This window comes from Pseudomonas sp. ICMP 460 (assembly GCF_002723595.1).
GTDB lineage: Bacteria > Pseudomonadota > Gammaproteobacteria > Pseudomonadales > Pseudomonadaceae > Aquipseudomonas > Aquipseudomonas kitaguniensis.
Genome location: NZ_LKBR01000024.1, coordinates 107,495 through 125,417 on the forward strand (window position 1 = coordinate 107,495; position 17,923 = coordinate 125,417).

The following is a 17,923-nucleotide window of genomic DNA, read 5'->3' on the forward strand; positions in this document are numbered from 1 at the left end:
ACGCACAAGGCTGATCAATTAACTGTTATGCGCGCCCGCAGAGTGCTGAGAAAACCGGGTAAATTCTTATGTCCCAATCAACGTTGAACACAGCGCTCTACGTTGACAGTTACCAAGAATAGCCTGCTTCGCAAAAAATCCTAATAGTAAAAATGTGGTTGCCTGATAGGCAGATTCTGTCTGCGCGGCGGCTGGGCGCGAGGCATCAATGGCGAGTGCACACAGGTTATTAGGGTAACGGAGGGCTTGCCAGATCAAATCAACAGAGGGCGACCCGAAAGCCGACCCATCTGCCAAACCGAACGCGATAAATAAAATGTGGGAGCTGGCTTGCCTGCGATGGCACCAACTCGGTATGTCTGATGGTCCGAGGTGTTCGCATCGCGAGCAAGCCCGCTCCCACAGGCGTGCGCGTTTGATCAAACTACAGCGCTTGTTCTACTTACGCAGCAGGCTTGAGTACAACCTTGGTCCAGCCATCGTCACGTGCGTCGAAGTGCTTGTACGCATCAGGCCCCTCGGAGAGTTTAAGGCGGTGCGAAATGATCTGCGCAGGGTTGGCGCGCCCGTGATGGATGAGCTCAGCCAAGCGGCGGTTGTAGACTTTTACGTTCGCTTGCCCGGTTCGAATCTGCTGCCCCTTGAACCAGAACGCGCCGAAATCGAAGGCCATTTTACCTTCCTTCGCCAGCTCATTTTTTGCGCCTGGGTCTTGCGGTACGAACACGCCAACGACACCGATCCCGCCGGTGGCTTTGGTGGAGGCAACCAGGTTGTTCATAGTCAGGTGATTGGCTTCGTGGCCGTGGCGATCACAGCATTGATAACCCACACATTCACAGCCGCGATCAGTGCCTTTGCCGTGCGTCAGATTCAATATCTGGTCCACCGCTTCTTTCTCGAGCGAGTTGATCGGCGTGGCGCCCATTTGAGCAGCCAACTTCAAACGGTCGGGATGATTGTCGACCACAAATACCTGCGAGGCACCTTTGATCATCGCCGAGTGGGCGGCCATCAAGCCAACCGGGCCGGCGCCGTAAATGGCGATACTTTCACCCGGCAGCAGGCCCGCCAGCTCGGTGGCGTGCCAACCCGTCGGGAAGATGTCCGAGAGCATGACATAGTCGTCTTCACGCTCTTGCGCATCCTCGGGCAATACCAGGCAATTGAAGTCGGCATAAGGCACGCGCAGCAGTTCTGCCTGCCCGCCCTGATACGACCCCATGTCGGCAAAGCCATACGCCGCACCGGCACTGCCCGGGTTTGCGGTGAGGCAAAAGCCGGTAAGGCCCTTCTCGCAGTTTTCGCAAAAGCCGCAGCCGATGTTGAACGGCAGGCACACACGGTCACCGACTTTAACCCGGTCGACGCCTGCGCCGACTTCAATCACTTCACCCAGGTTCTCGTGCCCGAACACTCGGCCGGTCTCGAACGAAGTACGCCCTTCATACATGTGCAGGTCTGAACCGCAGATATTAGTCGCGGTGACTCGCACCAGAACGTCGGTGGGTTTTTCGATTTTGGCGTCGGGAACATTTTGCACACTGACGTCACGAGGGCCGTTGTAAACGATGGCTTTCATAAGTTCTCCCAGAACCAGGACGAAAAGGAAATTTTTGTCAGTACCTGTTTTATCTGTCCGGGAGAGCACGGCGTATGTTCAACAAATCCACTTCAAGCCTGACGAGCGGTTGGGATTTTACTCACCTGAAAAAGTTTGAATTATTCGCCGCTTTGTCCCTAGCGGTTTTAAATCGCCGGGAGATCAAGCGCGTTAAATCGAGCTGTCTGAACTGGCGCGGGGCTCGCTTTCAAGGTGGCCAGGGCCAGGCATAAGCGCGGCCAAATACTCGCCAAAACCGCCTCGACATTTGTAGTCGCGGCGCGCACTGGTGATCACCGGGTTGGTGGCGGTCCAGACAATGCGCGCACCAATTCTTTCCAGGTCAGCCACCAGGCGCACGTCCTCGTGTGCAACCAAATGCTGAAAGCCCCCGGCGTTTCGGTAGGCGGCAGCACTCAGGCCGAGGTTGGCGCCATGGATGTGGCGATGGTTCTCGGTAAACTGGTACAGCGCCATGTAGGTTGAGCGCACGGCGTCGCCATGCTCGCTCCAACTGTCTACCTCGACGGTTCCACAGACCGCATCCGCGCCGAACTCGATCTGGCGCACCAGCCAATCCGGCGGCACCTGCGTGTCCGCATCGGTGAACGCCAGCCAAACGGCGCCCGCTTCGAGTAACTGCTCTGCGCCGACAGCCCTGGCCTTGCCGACATTGCGAAAACACACGTCGAGCATCGCCACGGTCTTTGCCGAGACCAGCGCCGCGGTCGCGTCGGTGCAGTCATCCAGTACAACCAGCACTTCAACGTGCCGGCCTTGCAGGGCCGGATGTTGAATGGCGCGCAGTACGGAAGCGAGACACTCACTGATGTGTTTTTCTTCGTTATGGGCAGGTATCACGATTCCTATCATTGCCGTTCCTTCTACGTGGCGACGTGTCTTGAGCTATCGACATTGCGCTTACGCAGAAGGTTTAAAGTATCTGGAGACGTGCATCCGAACGGTCGGACAGACAGCCGTGTAATGCTCGATTGCGTTGTATTACACGCGCACAACACGGCTTTAAACGTTACTGACAGCCCAGCCGGCTGGGTAACTGCCCCTGTTTTGACTTCAGTGCAGCCTGCACCGCTTGCGGCAAGTTGCTCCAGAACGTGAGCCCCGAGCGCTCTTCGATTTGATTCACGGTCACCTGATAATTACAGAAGTTCGCGTTCTTCGCCGTCTCCTGCTCCATCACAAACGATGCATACAGACCTTGTTCCGGCGAGCTTCCGGCAACGATGATTTTCCAGTAACCACTGGGGATCGTGTGAACCTTGTTGGTACCCGGCAGCGTACCCACAAAATGCTCATACAACGGCCCGGTGACGACGTACACCTGGTCAATGCCTGCCGCTTTGCTGAGCGTGCGTTCCTGATCTTCAAGATGCGCCCAAGGCCCTTGGTTAAGGTCGGACTTTTGCGGGGTGATGTTCGACAGGTAGTTAAGGGTTTGCCAGTCCGCAACACCCGCCATCGACGCGAGGTTGGCCTGATGGCCACGATCAACTTTGAGCGCGACGTTGGCGCCGTTGTAATCCACCGGGTCCAGCGTTTCACCGGCGGGTATGTCCGGGTCGGTCGCCCAGTCGCGCGAGCGACCGCTGGCCGGCGTGGTTTTGGTAATTTTGTACGCCACCCAGTTCGCAAACTTGGTGGAGCCGTTGTTGTTCAGCGTGTACGCCTGGCGGTTCAACGTCAGCGGGCTGCCGCCGGTAGGGCAGCCCACCGAACAGTTATCCAACTGCAACGCCGCGTGTGGCGTGGCCTGAGTCGCAACGGCGGCTTCGCGTGTTCGATCCGGTGTGGTACAGGCGGCAACCAGCGGGATCAACAGATAGGCCAGATGTTTAAACTTCATACGTCCTTGCATGGTGTAGCTCCTTGGTGTGAATCAATGACAGCCATCAATGGCATGTCGGCTGCGGCGATTGCAGCGTGGGCCGACATAAACATTTAAACACGCAAATGTTACACGCGCTAAGTCGCGCGTAACGTTTACGTGTCGATTGAACGGCGTCAGTTGCGAGCCATGAACATCGCGGCCCGCTTCGTTGCGATGGGCAGCGAGCTGACTTCCAGCGTTTCATTCTCGCTGTGCGCCCCGCTCCCGCATGCGCCAAGCCCGTCAAGGCTGGCGCGGACATATTGGCTGACGTAAGACACATCCGCGCCACCCCGATCAGCAGACGGCGCCGACTCCAGCGCCGGGCCGTCCAGGTCACGGCTCACTCGGCTGTAAGCCTCCAGCAGAGCGATTTGTTCGGCATTACGGCTGTCGATGTAAGAGACAATATCCTGTTCCTGCAGCGCCGAACCCGCCAGCGCGCCGGTCGAAACAAGAGACAACAGGAGCAGCGAAATACTTTTTTCATGCGATGGGCAGCCTGTAGGGTTAGCCGATTAATTAACCAGCGGTCGACGGGTGTCGGAAGGCTACGAGCGGTTTGCAACAGCAATCCACTGTAGGGCCTCGTGCCACTCACTATTATTAATACTTGATTAATTTTCAACCCGTACTGCGGCAGCTCTATTGCCTCGATGGATAACTAAGCCGACTAACTTATACGCGTTCATTTAATAGCGTTAACCACCTTTTTGAAAAAGCCTGATACCTGCCTAATCGTTAAACAGGTGTGAACATGTTTCAGAAATAGACACGCTCTATAACGCCCATAACTAAAGTATTCAGGCGGTGGGTCGATAGTATTTTCACGGATGAATGTCCGCTCCCCTACGCTCTGGTACTTGATATGCTCCTACGAAAGCTCAACCTTGCGCCCCGCTCAGCTCTGTGCTTTGGCTTCTTCTGCCTGATAATCGTTGCAATGGGGTTACTTGCCTTGCGGCAAGCCGGGCTATTAAAAACAGCGGAAAAATACGTTGAAACCAACGTAGTGCCCAGCGTCAAGTTGTTGGGTCAACTGGACCGGGAATTCGTGAGCATCCGGGGCAGTAACGCACGCGTGCGTAACCCGATAGAGCCTCAAGAGCGCAAAACCAAAGCACTCAGCGACATCCAGCAATCCCGGCAAATGATCGATCAATACCAGCAGTCGTTGAAGACGCTGATTGTCACTGCGCGCGGTCAAGAAGCATTTGAGCGTCTGCGTGAGGCGCAAACCGAGTATTCCAAAGCTCAGGATCTGTACCTTGCCTCGGTGGCAGCGCAGCAGTTGGAAACCGCAGTTTCCATTTCAAATGGCCAAATGAAAAATGCAGCGGATCAGGTTGAAGTTGCACTGAAAGACCTCATCGGCATAAACGAAGACAAGGCCAAAAAAGCCGGACAGGATGCCGATGACATTTATGAACAAACCGTGATGATAGTCGGGGTTTTTCTGCTGGTTTCGGTGACCGCCTCGTTAATATTGGCGTGGCTCTATACCCGCAGCCTGACAGTGCCCATTAACGAATCATTAGCTATCGCACAACGTATCGCCGCGAATGACTTGAGCAACGACGTTAAAGTTGAAGGCACCGACGAGGCGGCCCAACTGGTTAAAGCAATCGCAACGATGCAGTCAAACTTGCGTGATGCGCTGGCGCTGATTGGTGATTCATCGACCCAACTGGCCGCCACCTCCGAAGAAATGCACGCGGTGACTGAGGGTGCGTCGCGCACTATTCAGCGTCAAAACCATGAAATTGAAATGGCGGCCACCGCCGTCAATGAAATGAGTGCTGCCGTGGAAGAAGTCGCAGGCAATGCCGCGTCCACCTCCGACCTCACCTCGCTGTCCAGCACCGCCGCTATCGCGGGTCGCAATCAAGTGAACGAAACGGTGGCGGCGATCAACGTCATGGTCGCCAATGTTCAGTCCACCTCCGTGGAAGTGCAAGCCTTGGCGAGCATGGCGACTGACATCAGCAAGGTGCTGGATGTGATCCGGGGTATCGCCGAGCAGACCAATTTGCTCGCGTTGAACGCGGCGATTGAAGCGGCACGCGCAGGCGAAGCCGGCCGTGGTTTTGCGGTGGTCGCCGATGAAGTCAGAGCCCTGGCGCATCGCACGCAAAAATCCACGCAAGAAATTGAGCAAATGGTCGATTCGATTCAGGCCGGCACCGGCAATGCGGTGTCATCAATGAGTCAGACCAGTATTCAAGCCGCGCAAACACTGGAAATGGCCAACGGCGCGGGCAAGGTCCTGTCCGAAATCACCGACTCCTTGAGCCAGATCAACGAACGAAATCTGATGATCGCAACCGCCGCAGAGGAACAGGCGCAGGTGGCGCGGGAGGTCGACCGCAACCTCGTGAGTATTCGCGACTTGTCCAGCGAGGCAGCAGAAGGCTCGAATCAAACGGCGATTGCCACCGATGAGCTGACGAAGCTGGCAACCGCCCTCAGCCAGTTGACCCAGCAGTTCAAACTCTAAGCCATCATTGCATCGGCGCTGCTCACGGCCACACCCGTAGCCACTGCACGCTGATGCAAAGTCTCTACGCGCCCTCAAAGGGCTCGGCCTGGAATTCGTGGCGTGGCGCAGAAACGAAAAAAGACGCCGAAGCGTCTATTTCTTTGATGTGCAGAACCCAGCGAGACTCATCCAAACCCTTCCAGAGCACCCCCTGATCCAGCTGTACGAGGACGCGCTCGCGGCGGGTTTGCCTGTGCTGGCTGAAATCTTCGGCATCCGCGAAGAAAATCTGCATCCTGCGGGCTTAGCCGTTGATTCGCGTAAGGCAGTGACTTCGCCAGAAGTGGAAGTCTTTTTCAGCGTTTCCTTAACGGGCGCAGACGCGGCCTAACGTGCAATCAGGGTCTGGCTTGGCGAAGCACCAGCTCCGACAGACGGGTTTTAACCCGGAAGCAGAATTCACGAATTTGAAATTGATAAGCCGGCAGCACCATATAGTTTATATCGGCACTTATTGAATCTTTAATTTGCATGTATTTAGCAGTCTTGCTGGCAATGGCCTGGTATTGCGCTTCGTATTTGTCGTAAGACGCTCTGTTGTAAACCTTTAAAACATCCAGCTCCTTACGGCATTGCTCAGCGCTGTATTGGTTTGACTGTGTCTCTGATTCCGGCTCGGCGGTCTCAGGCGAGACAGCGGCTGGGCCTTCAGCACTGGCGTTCGCAGAGGCAGCCTCATAGCGCACAGGCGGCTTTGCGGGTGTTGGCTGTGCGGGTTGAGGGGGTGCTTGCTGGACGACGGCAGGAGCGGGAGTCACTTTAGGCTTTTCTGGCGTTTTAGTAGCGCATCCCGAAACGGCAAGACCTACCAATACAACGATGCCACAAATTTTATTCATCGGTTTCACCAAAGGTCATTATGGTTGGCTGAGTCGGTACGTGCTGGGTAAAGGTAATAACTCGTTGATTGATCGAGTGTAAATATTCTACCCGCCTCAAGGCGCTCAGCCTCTCTTCCCTGAGTGCGCAGATAACCGATAATAGTAAAAAAACAACGACATGACGAGTAAAAGCTGGTCAGGAACGCCACAAATTTAATCGGCCAATTACTGTGGGACCGCGCTGCACACGACCCCTGAGCGGTGTAGTGCCAACTGCTCCGGTGTGGGCGGTCTTGACGGGGTGCTGTTGCCGGCGCGGCAGGCCGGGCGCTGCGCATATTTGAGCGGGATCATCACAGGGTTATAGCCGTCGTAACCCAGCCGCTTCGACAGCGCCATACCGCAAAATTGTCCATTTCGGCTTCCCCAACACCGACAGCAAATGCCTTGACACTAACTGTAGTGATCACTATAAAATACACACAATATGTAGCGATCGCTAATTAAATGGCTTTCGGGTGATGTGCTGGGCGGGAAGCATTCCGACCGAATGAATGAATGAGAAACGCTGCTCATCTCGCCCGCTGGCTTGCTGGCTGCAGCGCTCGCGTTCGCCTTGGGCAGATCGCTGCTGATGTTGCACAGACAATCAGTGGCGAGGTAACGACCAATCGCTCGACTCAGGTGATGACTTGGGCGGGTCTGGTCGTTGCACTGATCGCCTTACTGACCGTGGCTCGATATGCACGCAAAGCAATCAACCAAGCCCTTCTTCAACCCTCTTCAAACCAGGAGTAACACCATGAGCAACCCAACTTACGTCGAAGACTACAACGCCATCGTCACGGTGCTGAACCAGTACAACGAAGGTGGCAAGCAAGCCAAAAGCAGCCTCATGAAACCTGCCTTCAGCGAGCAGGCCACCCTCTTTGGTGTAGATGGTGAAGGCAAGCTGACCGGCGGTCCGATCCAGGGTCTGTTCGACATCATCGACAGCGCCTTCCGGCCTTCACCGGAAGCCAAAGGTGCCATCGTCAACGTCGATATTGTGGGCACCGCTGCCAGCGCACGTATCGACACCAATGACATCTCCGGCTTCTGCTTCACCGACTTCTTCAACCTGCTGAAGGTTGATGGAAAGTGGACCGTCATCAGCAAGATCTACCACACCCACGTTGCGCCTTAACCCACCCGCTTGAACCGCGCGCCCATTGGCGCCAACACCCTGCAAAGGAGTTTGACCATGAGCAAAAATATCAAGGCAGTACCCACCCAGGACTATAACGCCGTTATCGCCGTGGCCCAGCAATACGCAGACGGCCTGCGTGCCGGCAGCCCGCAAGTGCTGGAGCAGGCCTTCCACAAGGAAGCGGTGATGTACGGCTTCACCAACGGCAAACTGTTGGGCGGCCCGATCAGCAACCTGTTCGACTTCGTCCGCACCAACGGCAAGGCCCCGGATATCAGCACACGTCTGGACGTGCTGGCGATCACCCCAACCACCGCCGTGGTACGTGTGGACATGGAAAAGGACGCGATTGGCGCCGACTACAACGATTACCTGACACTGATCAAAATCGACGGCACCTGGAAGGTGATCGCCAAGGTTTATCACCAGTTTGAAGGCTGATCCGAGCGGCCTGAACGCAATGATGTTTCTTAAGGTGATGAATCATGGCAAAAGTTGAATACAGCGCCGTTGTAGACGGCGGCGCCGAGCGCGTTTGGGATGTACTCAAGCGCTTCGGAAAAATCAGCCAGTGGCACCCGGCGATTCCACAGAGCGTCATCGAAGACGGTCAGCCTGATGGCCTGGTTGGCTGCATCCGTCGGCTGACGTTGCAGGACGGCGCCATTCTGCGCGAGCAGTTGTTGTCGGTAGACGCGGTGAATCTGCAGTTCTCCTACCGTTTCGTAGAAGCGCCACTGCCCGTCGACAACTACGTGTTGAGCGTGCGATTGATCCCGCTGACCGGCGAGCAAACAACCGTGATTCTGTGGTCTGCGACCTTCGACACGCGCGAGCCTGACCCACGGGGGCAATGGACCTCGACCATCGAGTCGCTCATTGTCGGCGGGCATGAAAGCCTCCAGGTTTACCTGAACCAAACCGCGACCGCGTGAAGGTGCCCTGCCCCGCTCCAGCAATGGATGCGGGGTTTAATTTTACTGGAGTTACGCTGCACGACCACATAGCCGAAGTGCCGCTTGAAAAAGCCTATCGGCTGATCAACCACGGTCCCACCGTGCTGGTTTCTGCTCAACACGAGGAGACTCGAAATGTGCTGGCCGGGGCATGGGCCTGTGCATTGGATTTCTCACCGCCCAAGGTCACTGTGGTGCTGGACAAGATCGCCAAAACCCGCGAACGGGTAGAGCGTAGCGGCCTGGCGAAACCCGCGCTGACACGCCCGGAGCGCAGCCCACAAGGCGCTGCGCCGGTTTCTGCGCTGGGTTATTTCAACGCTTGTGACTTACCAATCCTGACGGGTCGGCGAAATGATCAGGTCGTTGACGGTGACGTTTTCAGGCTGATTCAGTGCATACACCACTGCGCGACCAATATCGTCCGGCGAGATCGCGATTTTATTCAGCTCTTGAGCCGCTTTACGGCCTGCCGGGTCGGTGACTTTATCGGCCCAACCGGTGTTGATCACACCCGGGCTGACCGTGTTGACACGGATGCCGTGCTGCACGCCCAGCTCTTTGCGCATCGATTCAGTCATGGCCTGCACGAAGAATTTGGTGGCGCTGTAGATACCCGCAGCAGGCCCAACCTGGTGACCGGCGACCGAATCCATATTCAGGATCTGGCCCGACTTCTGTTTCAGCATGAACGGCAACACCGCCGCGATACCATGCAGGTAGCCTTTGATGTTCACGTTGATCATCTTTTCCCAATCATCGGTGGCCAGGTCGACCCAGTTGGAAAACAGCATCAAGCCTGCGTTGTTGATCAGGATATCCACCGAGCCGAAAGAGTCTTGGGCGAATTGCGCAAGCGCTTTCATATCCTCAGGGTTGGTAACGTCGCTGACGCGACCTACCGCTTCACCGCCCTTGCCTTTCAACTCGCTGACGATGGCGTCCAGGCCTTGCTGGTCCAGGGCTGCTGCGACAATTCGAACGCCTTTCTCGGACAAGGCACGTGCCGATGCAGCACCCAGGCCGGATGATGCGCCAGTGATGATCGCGGTTTTATTCTGCAGATAGTTCATGGGCGTTCCTCTGGTTGGTGACTGCCCATCTGTGCGGGCAGTTTTTGGGTTATCGCGGATATAAGCGGATCAGTAGTTGCCGACAGGCCAGTCGGTGTAGCCCTTGGCACCGCCGCCGTAATACGACTCGCGCGGGGCGATGGTCAGTTCGGCCCCACGACGCAGGCGCTCGACCAGGTCCGGGTTGGAGATAAACAGGCGGCCAAACGCTACGGCGTCGATCTTGCCTTGGGCGCGGCGCTCAATAGCCATGTCCAGGTCGTAGTTGTTGTTGCCGATGAAGGGCCCGTTGAACTGCGCGCTCAATGCGTCCATGTCCACGCCTGCCGGCACTTCACGCGAGGTGGCGGTCGCGCCTTCAACGAAGTGCAGGTACGCCAGGTCGAAAGCGTTCAACTGCTGGATCAGGTAGCCGTACATCGCCATCACGTTGCTGTCGGGCGGCGTGTTGCCGGCGTCAGGCGTGACCGGCGACAGGCGGATGCCAACCCGGTCGTTGCCCCAGATCTTGACGATTGCTTCGGTCACTTCCAGGGTCAGGCGCGCACGGTTCTCGATGGAGCCGCCGTACTGGTCGCTGCGATGGTTGGTCGAGTCCCGCAGGAACTGGTCCAGCAGGTAGCTGTTGGCCGAGTGAACCTCTACCCCGTCAAAACCAGCCCGCTTCGCATTCTCGGCAGCACGTTTGTACTGCTCGATGATTCCCGGGATTTCATCGGTTTCAAGCGCCCGCGGCATCGACACCGGGACGAAGCCGTTGGTGGTATACGTGTCGCCTTCAGCCTTGATCGCGGAAGGCGCGACCGGTGCGGCACCGTCAGGTTGCAGCTCGACACTGGAGAACCGCCCCACATGCCATAGCTGGCTGACGATCTTGCCGCCGGCAGCATGCACGGCGTCCGTGACTTTCTTCCAGCCCGCCACCTGCTCCTCACTCCAGATGCCGGGTGTGGCCGCGTAACCGCGGCCTTGCGCGGAAATATTGGTGGCCTCGGCGACGATCAAGCCCGCCGTCGCGCGCTGGGCGTAATACTCGGCGTGCAGCGCGTTGGGGATGCCATCTTCGGCGTAGCGGCTACGGGTTACCGGCGCCATCAAGATACGGTTGGCGAGTTTCATTGCGCCCAGGTTGATGGGGGTGAACAAGTCGGTACGGGTGGCGTTGTCTGTCATGATAGACCTCATTTAAATAGACCGGTCGTCTAGTAAGTTGGTAAAAAATAGCTACGACAAAAGTCGCTTTGCCAGCGTCAGGGATGTTTCAAAGGCGTCGTCGCGCTTGCCGATCTTCATCATCAACGAAGCGCCGAGCCAAACTTGATAGAGCGATTGCGCAAGCGTCGCGCTTGGCGCTGTGGACGTGATCGAGCCATCGACAAGCCCCTGCTCAATACAGCGTTCAAGCTTTGCGTGGATAGCCTGCGTGCCTCGGTCGAGCACCAGGCGCATGCCCTCCGAGAGGTCACAGACCTCGGCACCCAATTTGACCACCAGGCATTTGTCGGTAGGCAAATCAGAGCACTGGGTTTGCGCCCAGTACTGGAAGTAACTCAGCAACCTTTGCGCGGCGGGAGCAGAGCCCATCAACAGCGTGTCGACCGTTGCGAGGTAGTCGGAAAAATACTGTTCAAGCAATGCCTGACCAAACTCTTCCTTGGATTTGAAGTAGTGGTAGAACGAACCTTTCGGCACGCTCGCAGCCGCTACCACCTCAGCTAACCCTACGCTGGTGTAGCCTTTGTGAGTCATCAACGTCCTGGCGACATCCAGGATGTGTTGGCGTGTTTCAGAATGATGCTTTTTCATAATGCAGCCACTCTAATTAAAACTAGACCGGTCGTCTAGTAAATTTTAGAGTAGCGTCACGTTCTACGACCAACGGCGAACGAAGACAAATGACAGGCTCACGCCCATGAACACCCCTCCGCCCACGTCAACATTCAATACCGAGCGCCTTGCGCAATTCAACCTCAATTGCCGGGTGATCTTCGCTGCGCTTTATCAGGAAAAAGTCTCACCAGGGCGTCCGAGCGCTTGAACATCGGGCAGCCTGCAGTCAGCAACAGCCTGTCCAAGCTCAGGCTGATTTTTCAGGACCCACTGTTTTTCCGCCGAAACGCAGAGAGGGCGCCCATCGCAGTCGCTGATGACATTGCGACGCATCTGATACCGCTATTGAGCGGCATCGGCCACGTGCTTGCGCGATACACCGTAACCGCCCTTGGCCACGCGTGCCGGCCGAACTGAGTTCTCGAAATTACGCTACGCGTCCGAAAAGTCCATTTTGTGTATCATTAGGGCAGAAATCTGTTCCAGGCATGCTGTCTGGCGATACGCCCCAAGGTGCTGCACTCAATGACTGAAACCACCCCAATCTCTGTTCCTCGCGCAAAAGGACGCCCGCGCGCATTCGATCGCGACCAGGCGCTGCTGCAGGCGCTGGCAGTGTTTTGGAAGCGTGGCTACGAGCCGGCCTCTGTGGCGGAATTGTGTTCAGCCATGAGCATCAGTCCTCCCAGCCTGTATGCGGCGTTCGGCAACAAAGCCACGTTGTTTCTGGAAGCGGTTGCCTACTATGAAGCGACCTTCTGGGATGCCACGTGGGAGCGCATGGACACCGAGCCGGACATCGTGCGCGCCATCAGCGACTTCTTCCACACCTCAGCGTCGATCCTGACTGAACCCGAAGCGCCCTGTGGCTGCATGGTCGTGCTCGCGGCCGTCAATGTCTCCGACGATGCCGAAGAGGTCACCGCGACCCTCAAGGCCTTGCGCCAGGAAGGCCGTGACTACTTACAGCAGCGCCTGGATCGCGCGGTGGAACAGGGTCAACTCAAACCGGGAACCAACACCCGCTTGCTCGCCGCCGCCCTGAATACATTGCTCGAAGGTATGTCGCTGCAGGCACATGACGCTGCCAGCCGGGAAGATCTGCAAGGCATCGGTGCAACAGCCGTCGCGATGCTGAGCCCGTCCCTCTCAGCTTGACTGGGTATTGCGCAAAAGTGGCTCCAGGCATTAGCGGCCGATGCTTGACAGCTTCTGTAGTGATCAATATAGAATAAAGCTCAACAGGCATTCGTCTACACCGTTTGCAGGTTCGCTTGAGCCGGCCATTTTTCAAACATCGCCTGATCTGGAGGCGCTATGCACTCAGTTTTTATCGTCGGTGGTTCGGGTAAAGTCGCCCGAAGCCTTGCTCAACAGCTGGCAGAACGAGGCCATCAACCACGTTCGTTATACCGCCATGCGGAACAATCCGAAGGGCTCGAAGCGCTCGGCGCCATCCCTGTTGCCGGTAATTTGCTGGATCTCGACACAGCGGCTCTGGCCACGCTGATGGCGGGCAGTGACAGCGTGGTCTTCGCGGCCGGTGCCGGCGGCAAAGGCGGCGCGCAGATGACGGATGCCATCGACGGTCACGGCCTGGAGCTGTCTGTAGCCGCGGCTCGGTTGGCGGGCATTCAGCGCTTCATTCTGGTCTCGGCGTTTCCAGAGGCATCGCGTGGCAAATCGGTTTCCGAGACGTTCGAAAATTATATGGCCGTGAAGAAACGCGCGGACGTGCACCTCGCTGCAAGCGATCTTGACTGGGTCATTCTGCGCCCCGGCACGTTACTGGACTCGCCTGGCACTGGCAAAGTCCACGCCGGCCTTGCCATCCCCTACGGCGACGTGCCGCGCGAGGATGTCGCGGCAGCCTTGTTGCAGATCATCGAACAACCCGGCGTGAGCCGCGTCATCATCGAACTGACCCAAGGCACTACGCCGGTCGATGAAGCTATTCAGGCGTGTCATTGGAGGCCAGCGTGAAGAGGTGCGCCCTGCCGAGCGCGTCCTCACCCTCTTGTTGAAACTCGCAGCGCCGCTGTTGCCAGAGCGCTGGCGACTCACCCCACGGGCGCTGCAGGAAGCCGCGATTAATCAGGCCACAGGCGTGCATATTGTTACGTCGAGCAGCATGACAAGGCCAGGTTAGGCCAGTAAACGTCGGCTCATTTCAAGCGCTGCGTCAAAGGGCTCGCGAGTGCGGTTGACCTTGACCAGCAACGAGGCGCCCAACCACATCTGGTAGAGCGCTTCAGCCAGCATCGCGGCGTCAACGGACGCGGCGATGGAGCCATCGGCTTTGCCCTGCTCAACACAACGCGTCATCCGCTCGATGATCAGGGCAGTCCCCTTCTCAAGCACACCGCGCATGTTTTCGGACAGGTCACACACTTCCGCACCCAATTTGACCACCAGGCATTTTTGATCGGTGTGATCAAACGCCTGTGTCTCGGCCCAATAGCGCAGATAGCTCAGCAGGCGTTCGGCGCCGGAGCCCTCACTGGCCAACTGCACATCGACACGCGTGAGGTACTCGTCAAAGTACTCTTCGAGCAGCGCTTGGCCGAACTCGTCCTTTGATCGAAAGTAGTGGTAGAACGACCCTTTCGGCACACCCGCGGCCGCGAGCAGCTCGGTAAGGCCGACGGCGGTGTAACCTTTCTGGGTCATCAGCGACCTGGCGACATCGATGATGTGCTGGCGCATGTCATGGGCGGGTTTCTTCATAATGCGGCGCATGCTATCAAAAAAAACGCTCAAGCGGCAGGCGCCCGGCGCAACGGCTGCCGTTTGTACACCGGTGCCGCAAGTCGATTTACGCAGCGCCTCAGCGACAAAAAATATAAATGTATTTGCCAGAAAAACATAATTATTATTTGGCAATGATCAAAGAACTGAAAACACTTATCGCCGTGGCGAGAGAAGGTACATTTGCCGCTGCCGGCAGCAAAATCGGCCTCACCCAAGCCGCTGTCAGCGCCCAGATGCAACGCCTTGAGGCAGAGCTTGGGGTGGCGTTGTTCGACCGTAAAGGACGCTCCGCCCAGCTCAACCAAATGGGTCACCAGGTTTTGTTGCAGGGCCAGGAACTGGTGCGCCAGTTCAAGGATCTGGGCACGACATCAGTGGGTCTTCCCGCCAATGTTTTGGTGACCATTGGCGCGATAGCCTCGGTGCAGCGCTCCTTTTTACCGGATGCCCTGGCAGAGTTTCACCAGCGATCCCCACAGTGCAGGACGCGAGTCCTGCCCGGGCTGTCGATGGAATTGGTCAACCAGGTCGATTCAGGTGAAATCGACATGGCGGCGATCATCCGTCCACCCTTCTCTCTTCACAGCGATCTACGCTGGACAACCCTGGCGCGCGAACCGTATCGGCTGATTGTCCCGATTGATATGCCAGGCGAGGATTGGGCTGAGTTGGTATCAACCCAACCCTTTATCCGCTATGACCGTTCATCCTTCGGCGGACGCCAAGTTGATAGGTTTCTGCGACAAACTCATTTTTCATTGCATGAAGTCTGCGAACTCGATGAACTGGATGCAATCGTCAAACTGGTTGCAAACGGTGTTGGCGTCGCCTTGGTGCCAGAAACAACCACACGTAAAGAATGGCCTGCTGAAGTACGTGCAATCGACCTGAAACAACGCACCTTCCATCGCGATATTGGTTTGGTGCACCGTGCACGCCGCAGTTTGGCTGAGCCCGTGACATTACTCGCTCAACTGATTACCGAGCATGCAGTGAAGAAGAACTAGAAGAGTGCTGACGCGTACGTCGTAAAGTTAATCGTTGACTTCGAACTCGACTTCAGCGCTGCCCTTGCTCGTTAGGCGCGTCATGGGTTTGGAAAATCTTGCTAACGACCGTCCACTTGCCTTCTACTTTCAACAGCTGGAAGAAGTCGGTGAACGAGAGGCCTGACATGCCGTTGGCGTCGATGCGGGCACTCGCGGCATTACCGACGATTTCAATACGGGTAATAGCAGCCTGCGCGTCAGGAGATGGGCGAAAACCCTTGTCAATCCCCTCGAACAGGATTGGAATCGCGCCGCCTTCCAGCTTGCCATCGGCACCGACACTGTACATCGTCGCGTGTTCATTGAAAGCGGGTTTCATGATACTGCTCTTGGCCTGCTTGCAACCCTCAATATACGTATTAAGCACTTTGGTGATAGCTTGATAGTCTTCTACATAGGTAGCTTTGCTGACTGTTTTACCAGTGACTACTTGCGCATTGCTCGGTGAGTTGTCTGCGTGAGCCAGCGCGCCAACGCTCGAAATCAAGACGACAAAAAACAACTGCTTAATAGATATAATTTTCATTTAATCGCTCTTCACATGGCGTGTAATTGTTGAAATATGCTCAACCGAAAAAACCCGGCAGACGCTTATGGAATCTGCTGTGCGCAGGCAGCCGCGCAGTGAGATAAGGGTGTGTTTTCAATAACGACGCCCGCAGTTTCCAAGTGGTTTGCGGGCGCTTTGTTTTTGCAGTTACTTGCTCAGGTGGGTCTTGAGTTCCTGAGATGCCTGCGCAACTGCGCTGCGCGGCGTCGGCAGATGGCTGAACGCGTTCGACAGCCCGAAGTCGTGAATCATGCCGTTGTAGCGAACCGTCTTCACAGGTACACCTGCGGCGTCGAGCTTGCGGCCGTAAGCTTCAGCTTCATCGCGCAGGACATCGAATTCGGCGGTCTGGATCAGCGTCGGCGGCAAGCCCTTCAACTGCTCGGTCTTCGCCTGCAGCGGCGAAGCGTAAACCTGCTTGCGTGCCTCGGCGTCGGGTGCGTAATTGTCCCAGAACCACACCATCAAGTTCTTCGTCAGGTAATAGCCGTTGGCAAACTCCTTGTACGACGGCGTGTCGAAGTTGGCATCTGTCACCGGGCACAGCAATACTTGCGAACGCAGTACCGGTCCACCCTTCTCGTTGGCCATCAAGGCAACCACGGCGGCAATGTTCCCGCCTGCGCTATTGCCCGCGACGGCGAGGCGCGTGCCGTCTACCTTGATCTCTTCGCCATGTTCGGCAACCCATTTTGTCGCGGCATAGGCTTGTTCGGTGGCCACGCCATATGCCGCCTCTGGCGAGAGGCTGTAGTTGACGAAGACCGCCACCGTACCCGAGCCTGCCACGAGGTCACGCACCAGTCGTTCGTGCGTCGGGAAGTCGCCCAACACCCAGCCGCCGCCGTGGAAATACATGAACGCGGGCAGCGTCTTCTGTTGGCTACCGACCGGGCGCACGATGGTCAACTTCAAATCGGTGCCGTTGACGCTTATCGTCTTTTCGCTGACATCAGCCGCTGGCAAGGCCACTTGGGCAGCAGCCTGGGCACCCACCAGCGCAGCACGGGCATCGACCGGGGTCATGGAGTCCAGCGTCGGGACACCTTCAAGCGATTGCAAGAGTTTCGCCGTGTTGTGCTCAACTCCCGGATACGTGGCGGCGGAGGCCGTACCGGGCGCAAGTGTGACGACGGTGAGAGCGAGAGCAGAGGTAAGGGTTTTCATGACGTTTCCATTGGTATGGCTGAGTGCCGGGAAGCAATCAGCTACAGCAGACTCAAGGACGATAGAGGTTCAAGGCGCGACATGGGTGTGAAAGATCTTGCTGACGACTGTCCACTTGCCATCGACTTTCAACAGGTGGAAGAAGTCGGTGAAGGAAATGCCTGACATGTCATTGGCGTCGATGCGCGCGCTCGCTGCCGTACCGACAATCTCAATGCGCACAATGGCTGCCGGTGCGTCGGGAGATGGGCGAAAACCCTCATCAATCCCCTTGAACAGGATTGAAATTGCGCCGCCGGCCAGCTTACCGTCGCCATCGACGCTGAACATGGTCGCTTGCTCATTGAACGCAGGCTTCATAATGCTGCTTTTTGCTTGCTTGCAGCCCTCGATGTACTGGTTCAGCACCTCGGTGATGGCTTGGTATTCGTGTACGTAAGTAGGTTTGCTCATGGTTTTGCTCCTGCATCACTGGACTGGATTGAGGACTGGCACCGTCCCGCCGCC

The 17,923-nt window shown here is 56.8% G+C and carries 20 protein-coding genes and 2 pseudogenes; 10 read left to right on the plus strand and 12 right to left on the minus strand.

Going from position 1 to position 17,923, the window contains the following annotated elements; all coding sequences use genetic code 11:
* Positions 1-442: 442 nt before the first annotated feature.
* The 4 genes and pseudogenes from AO240_RS17165 to AO240_RS17180 form a co-directional block, all read right to left on the minus strand.
* Complete coding sequence (locus AO240_RS17165; protein WP_058414935.1) at positions 443-1,582, minus strand: glutathione-independent formaldehyde dehydrogenase; 1,140 nt, start codon at positions 1,580-1,582, stop codon at positions 443-445.
* 192 nt (positions 1,583-1,774) lie between these two features.
* Entirely contained in the window at positions 1,775-2,476 is a 702-nt protein-coding gene (locus tag AO240_RS17170; RefSeq protein WP_099237692.1) for a glycosyltransferase family 2 protein, read from the minus strand.
* 157 nt (positions 2,477-2,633) lie between these two features.
* The gene (locus tag AO240_RS17175) at positions 2,634-3,479 is read right to left on the minus strand and encodes a DNA/RNA non-specific endonuclease (protein WP_099237694.1); all 846 of its coding nucleotides are present in this window, start codon (positions 3,477-3,479) and stop codon (positions 2,634-2,636) included.
* A 146-nt stretch (positions 3,480-3,625) separates the two neighbouring features.
* Positions 3,626-3,859 (minus strand): annotated as a pseudogene (locus AO240_RS17180) (M20 family peptidase); the annotation flags it as partial.
* 500 nt (positions 3,860-4,359) lie between these two features.
* Here AO240_RS17180 and AO240_RS17185 point away from each other — a divergent pair.
* Positions 4,360-5,988, plus strand: coding sequence for a methyl-accepting chemotaxis protein (locus tag AO240_RS17185; RefSeq protein WP_099237696.1), 1,629 nt, complete (start codon positions 4,360-4,362; stop codon positions 5,986-5,988).
* Between the two features lie 97 nt (positions 5,989-6,085).
* Complete coding sequence (locus AO240_RS28400) at positions 6,086-6,361, plus strand: hypothetical protein (RefSeq protein ID WP_143505391.1); 276 nt, start codon at positions 6,086-6,088, stop codon at positions 6,359-6,361.
* Positions 6,362-6,368: 7 nt separating this feature from the next.
* Here the strand turns inward: AO240_RS28400 and AO240_RS29000 are convergent, their stop codons facing one another.
* Complete coding sequence (locus tag AO240_RS29000) at positions 6,369-6,869, minus strand: hypothetical protein (protein WP_256585975.1); 501 nt, start codon at positions 6,867-6,869, stop codon at positions 6,369-6,371.
* A gap of 784 nt (positions 6,870-7,653) precedes the next feature.
* Between AO240_RS29000 and AO240_RS17205 the strand changes: the two genes are divergently transcribed.
* The 4 genes and pseudogenes from AO240_RS17205 to AO240_RS17220 form a co-directional block, all read left to right on the plus strand.
* A complete protein-coding gene (locus AO240_RS17205; RefSeq protein WP_099237702.1) occupies positions 7,654-8,037 on the plus strand; it encodes a nuclear transport factor 2 family protein in 384 nt (127 codons plus the stop codon).
* Between the two features lie 57 nt (positions 8,038-8,094).
* On the plus strand, positions 8,095-8,481 hold the full coding sequence (locus AO240_RS17210; RefSeq protein WP_099237704.1) for a nuclear transport factor 2 family protein: 387 nt from the start codon (positions 8,095-8,097) through the stop codon (positions 8,479-8,481).
* Positions 8,482-8,525: 44 nt separating this feature from the next.
* On the plus strand, positions 8,526-8,975 hold the full coding sequence (locus tag AO240_RS17215; RefSeq protein WP_099237706.1) for an SRPBCC family protein: 450 nt from the start codon (positions 8,526-8,528) through the stop codon (positions 8,973-8,975).
* 23 nt (positions 8,976-8,998) lie between these two features.
* Positions 8,999-9,238 (plus strand): annotated as a pseudogene (locus AO240_RS17220) (hypothetical protein); the annotation flags it as partial.
* Between the two features lie 87 nt (positions 9,239-9,325).
* Here AO240_RS17220 and AO240_RS17225 read toward each other — a convergent pair.
* The 3 genes from AO240_RS17225 to AO240_RS17235 form a co-directional block, all read right to left on the minus strand.
* The gene (locus AO240_RS17225) at positions 9,326-10,069 is read right to left on the minus strand and encodes an SDR family oxidoreductase (protein ID WP_010656559.1); all 744 of its coding nucleotides are present in this window, start codon (positions 10,067-10,069) and stop codon (positions 9,326-9,328) included.
* A gap of 69 nt (positions 10,070-10,138) precedes the next feature.
* Complete coding sequence (locus tag AO240_RS17230) at positions 10,139-11,242, minus strand: alkene reductase (protein ID WP_099237708.1); 1,104 nt, start codon at positions 11,240-11,242, stop codon at positions 10,139-10,141.
* A 51-nt stretch (positions 11,243-11,293) separates the two neighbouring features.
* The gene (locus AO240_RS17235; RefSeq protein WP_010656561.1) at positions 11,294-11,875 is read right to left on the minus strand and encodes a TetR/AcrR family transcriptional regulator; all 582 of its coding nucleotides are present in this window, start codon (positions 11,873-11,875) and stop codon (positions 11,294-11,296) included.
* Positions 11,876-12,043: 168 nt separating this feature from the next.
* Between AO240_RS17235 and AO240_RS29355 the strand changes: the two genes are divergently transcribed.
* From AO240_RS29355 to AO240_RS17250, 3 genes are all read left to right on the plus strand, one after another.
* Entirely contained in the window at positions 12,044-12,316 is a 273-nt protein-coding gene (locus AO240_RS29355; RefSeq protein ID WP_371918638.1) for a LysR family transcriptional regulator, read from the plus strand.
* A gap of 108 nt (positions 12,317-12,424) precedes the next feature.
* On the plus strand, positions 12,425-13,057 hold the full coding sequence (locus AO240_RS17245; RefSeq protein WP_099237710.1) for a TetR/AcrR family transcriptional regulator: 633 nt from the start codon (positions 12,425-12,427) through the stop codon (positions 13,055-13,057).
* Between the two features lie 159 nt (positions 13,058-13,216).
* Positions 13,217-13,882 (plus strand): NAD(P)-binding oxidoreductase, encoded by a 666-nt coding sequence (locus tag AO240_RS17250; RefSeq protein ID WP_099237712.1) that lies wholly within the window; start codon positions 13,217-13,219, stop codon positions 13,880-13,882.
* A 162-nt stretch (positions 13,883-14,044) separates the two neighbouring features.
* Here the strand turns inward: AO240_RS17250 and AO240_RS17260 are convergent, their stop codons facing one another.
* Positions 14,045-14,626, minus strand: coding sequence for a TetR/AcrR family transcriptional regulator (locus AO240_RS17260; RefSeq protein ID WP_177445832.1), 582 nt, complete (start codon positions 14,624-14,626; stop codon positions 14,045-14,047).
* Between the two features lie 155 nt (positions 14,627-14,781).
* Here AO240_RS17260 and AO240_RS17265 point away from each other — a divergent pair, with 155 nt between their 5' ends.
* Positions 14,782-15,657: a LysR family transcriptional regulator gene (locus AO240_RS17265; RefSeq protein ID WP_099237971.1), complete on the plus strand. Its 876-nt coding sequence runs from the start codon at positions 14,782-14,784 to the stop codon at positions 15,655-15,657.
* A gap of 52 nt (positions 15,658-15,709) precedes the next feature.
* On the opposite strand, the gene AO240_RS17270 is transcribed toward AO240_RS17265, so the two are convergent.
* The 3 genes from AO240_RS17270 to AO240_RS17280 all read right to left on the minus strand — a co-directional run bounded on the left by AO240_RS17270 (position 15,710) and on the right by AO240_RS17280 (position 17,869).
* Complete coding sequence (locus AO240_RS17270) at positions 15,710-16,186, minus strand: nuclear transport factor 2 family protein (RefSeq protein WP_256585988.1); 477 nt, start codon at positions 16,184-16,186, stop codon at positions 15,710-15,712.
* A 210-nt stretch (positions 16,187-16,396) separates the two neighbouring features.
* On the minus strand, positions 16,397-17,416 hold the full coding sequence (locus AO240_RS17275) for an alpha/beta hydrolase (protein ID WP_099237716.1): 1,020 nt from the start codon (positions 17,414-17,416) through the stop codon (positions 16,397-16,399).
* A gap of 69 nt (positions 17,417-17,485) precedes the next feature.
* Positions 17,486-17,869: a nuclear transport factor 2 family protein gene (locus AO240_RS17280; RefSeq protein WP_099237718.1), complete on the minus strand. Its 384-nt coding sequence runs from the start codon at positions 17,867-17,869 to the stop codon at positions 17,486-17,488.
* Positions 17,870-17,923: the final 54 nt, after the last annotated feature.

Bases quoted from the DNA above. Each gene is read 5' to 3' on its own strand.
- AO240_RS17235 (WP_010656561.1), bottom strand. From the start codon at position 11,875: ATGAAAAAGCATCATTCTGAAACACGCCAACACATCCTGGATGTCGCC.
- AO240_RS17215 (WP_099237706.1), top strand. From the start codon at position 8,526: ATGGCAAAAGTTGAATACAGCGCCGTTGTAGACGGCGGCGCCGAGCGC.
- AO240_RS17225 (WP_010656559.1), bottom strand. From the start codon at position 10,069: ATGAACTATCTGCAGAATAAAACCGCGATCATCACTGGCGCATCATCC.
- AO240_RS17260 (WP_177445832.1), bottom strand. From the start codon at position 14,626: ATGAAGAAACCCGCCCATGACATGCGCCAGCACATCATCGATGTCGCC.
- AO240_RS17175 (WP_099237694.1), bottom strand. From the start codon at position 3,479: ATGCAAGGACGTATGAAGTTTAAACATCTGGCCTATCTGTTGATCCCG.
- AO240_RS17210 (WP_099237704.1), top strand. From the start codon at position 8,095: ATGAGCAAAAATATCAAGGCAGTACCCACCCAGGACTATAACGCCGTT.
- AO240_RS17205 (WP_099237702.1), top strand. From the start codon at position 7,654: ATGAGCAACCCAACTTACGTCGAAGACTACAACGCCATCGTCACGGTG.
- AO240_RS17230 (WP_099237708.1), bottom strand. From the start codon at position 11,242: ATGACAGACAACGCCACCCGTACCGACTTGTTCACCCCCATCAACCTG.
- AO240_RS17250 (WP_099237712.1), top strand. From the start codon at position 13,217: ATGCACTCAGTTTTTATCGTCGGTGGTTCGGGTAAAGTCGCCCGAAGC.
- AO240_RS17185 (WP_099237696.1), top strand. From the start codon at position 4,360: ATGCTCCTACGAAAGCTCAACCTTGCGCCCCGCTCAGCTCTGTGCTTT.
- AO240_RS29000 (WP_256585975.1), bottom strand. From the start codon at position 6,869: ATGAATAAAATTTGTGGCATCGTTGTATTGGTAGGTCTTGCCGTTTCG.
- AO240_RS17165 (WP_058414935.1), bottom strand. From the start codon at position 1,582: ATGAAAGCCATCGTTTACAACGGCCCTCGTGACGTCAGTGTGCAAAAT.
- AO240_RS17275 (WP_099237716.1), bottom strand. From the start codon at position 17,416: ATGAAAACCCTTACCTCTGCTCTCGCTCTCACCGTCGTCACACTTGCG.
- AO240_RS17170 (WP_099237692.1), bottom strand. From the start codon at position 2,476: ATGATAGGAATCGTGATACCTGCCCATAACGAAGAAAAACACATCAGT.
- AO240_RS17280 (WP_099237718.1), bottom strand. From the start codon at position 17,869: ATGAGCAAACCTACTTACGTACACGAATACCAAGCCATCACCGAGGTG.
- AO240_RS17245 (WP_099237710.1), top strand. From the start codon at position 12,425: ATGACTGAAACCACCCCAATCTCTGTTCCTCGCGCAAAAGGACGCCCG.
- AO240_RS17265 (WP_099237971.1), top strand. From the start codon at position 14,782: ATGATCAAAGAACTGAAAACACTTATCGCCGTGGCGAGAGAAGGTACA.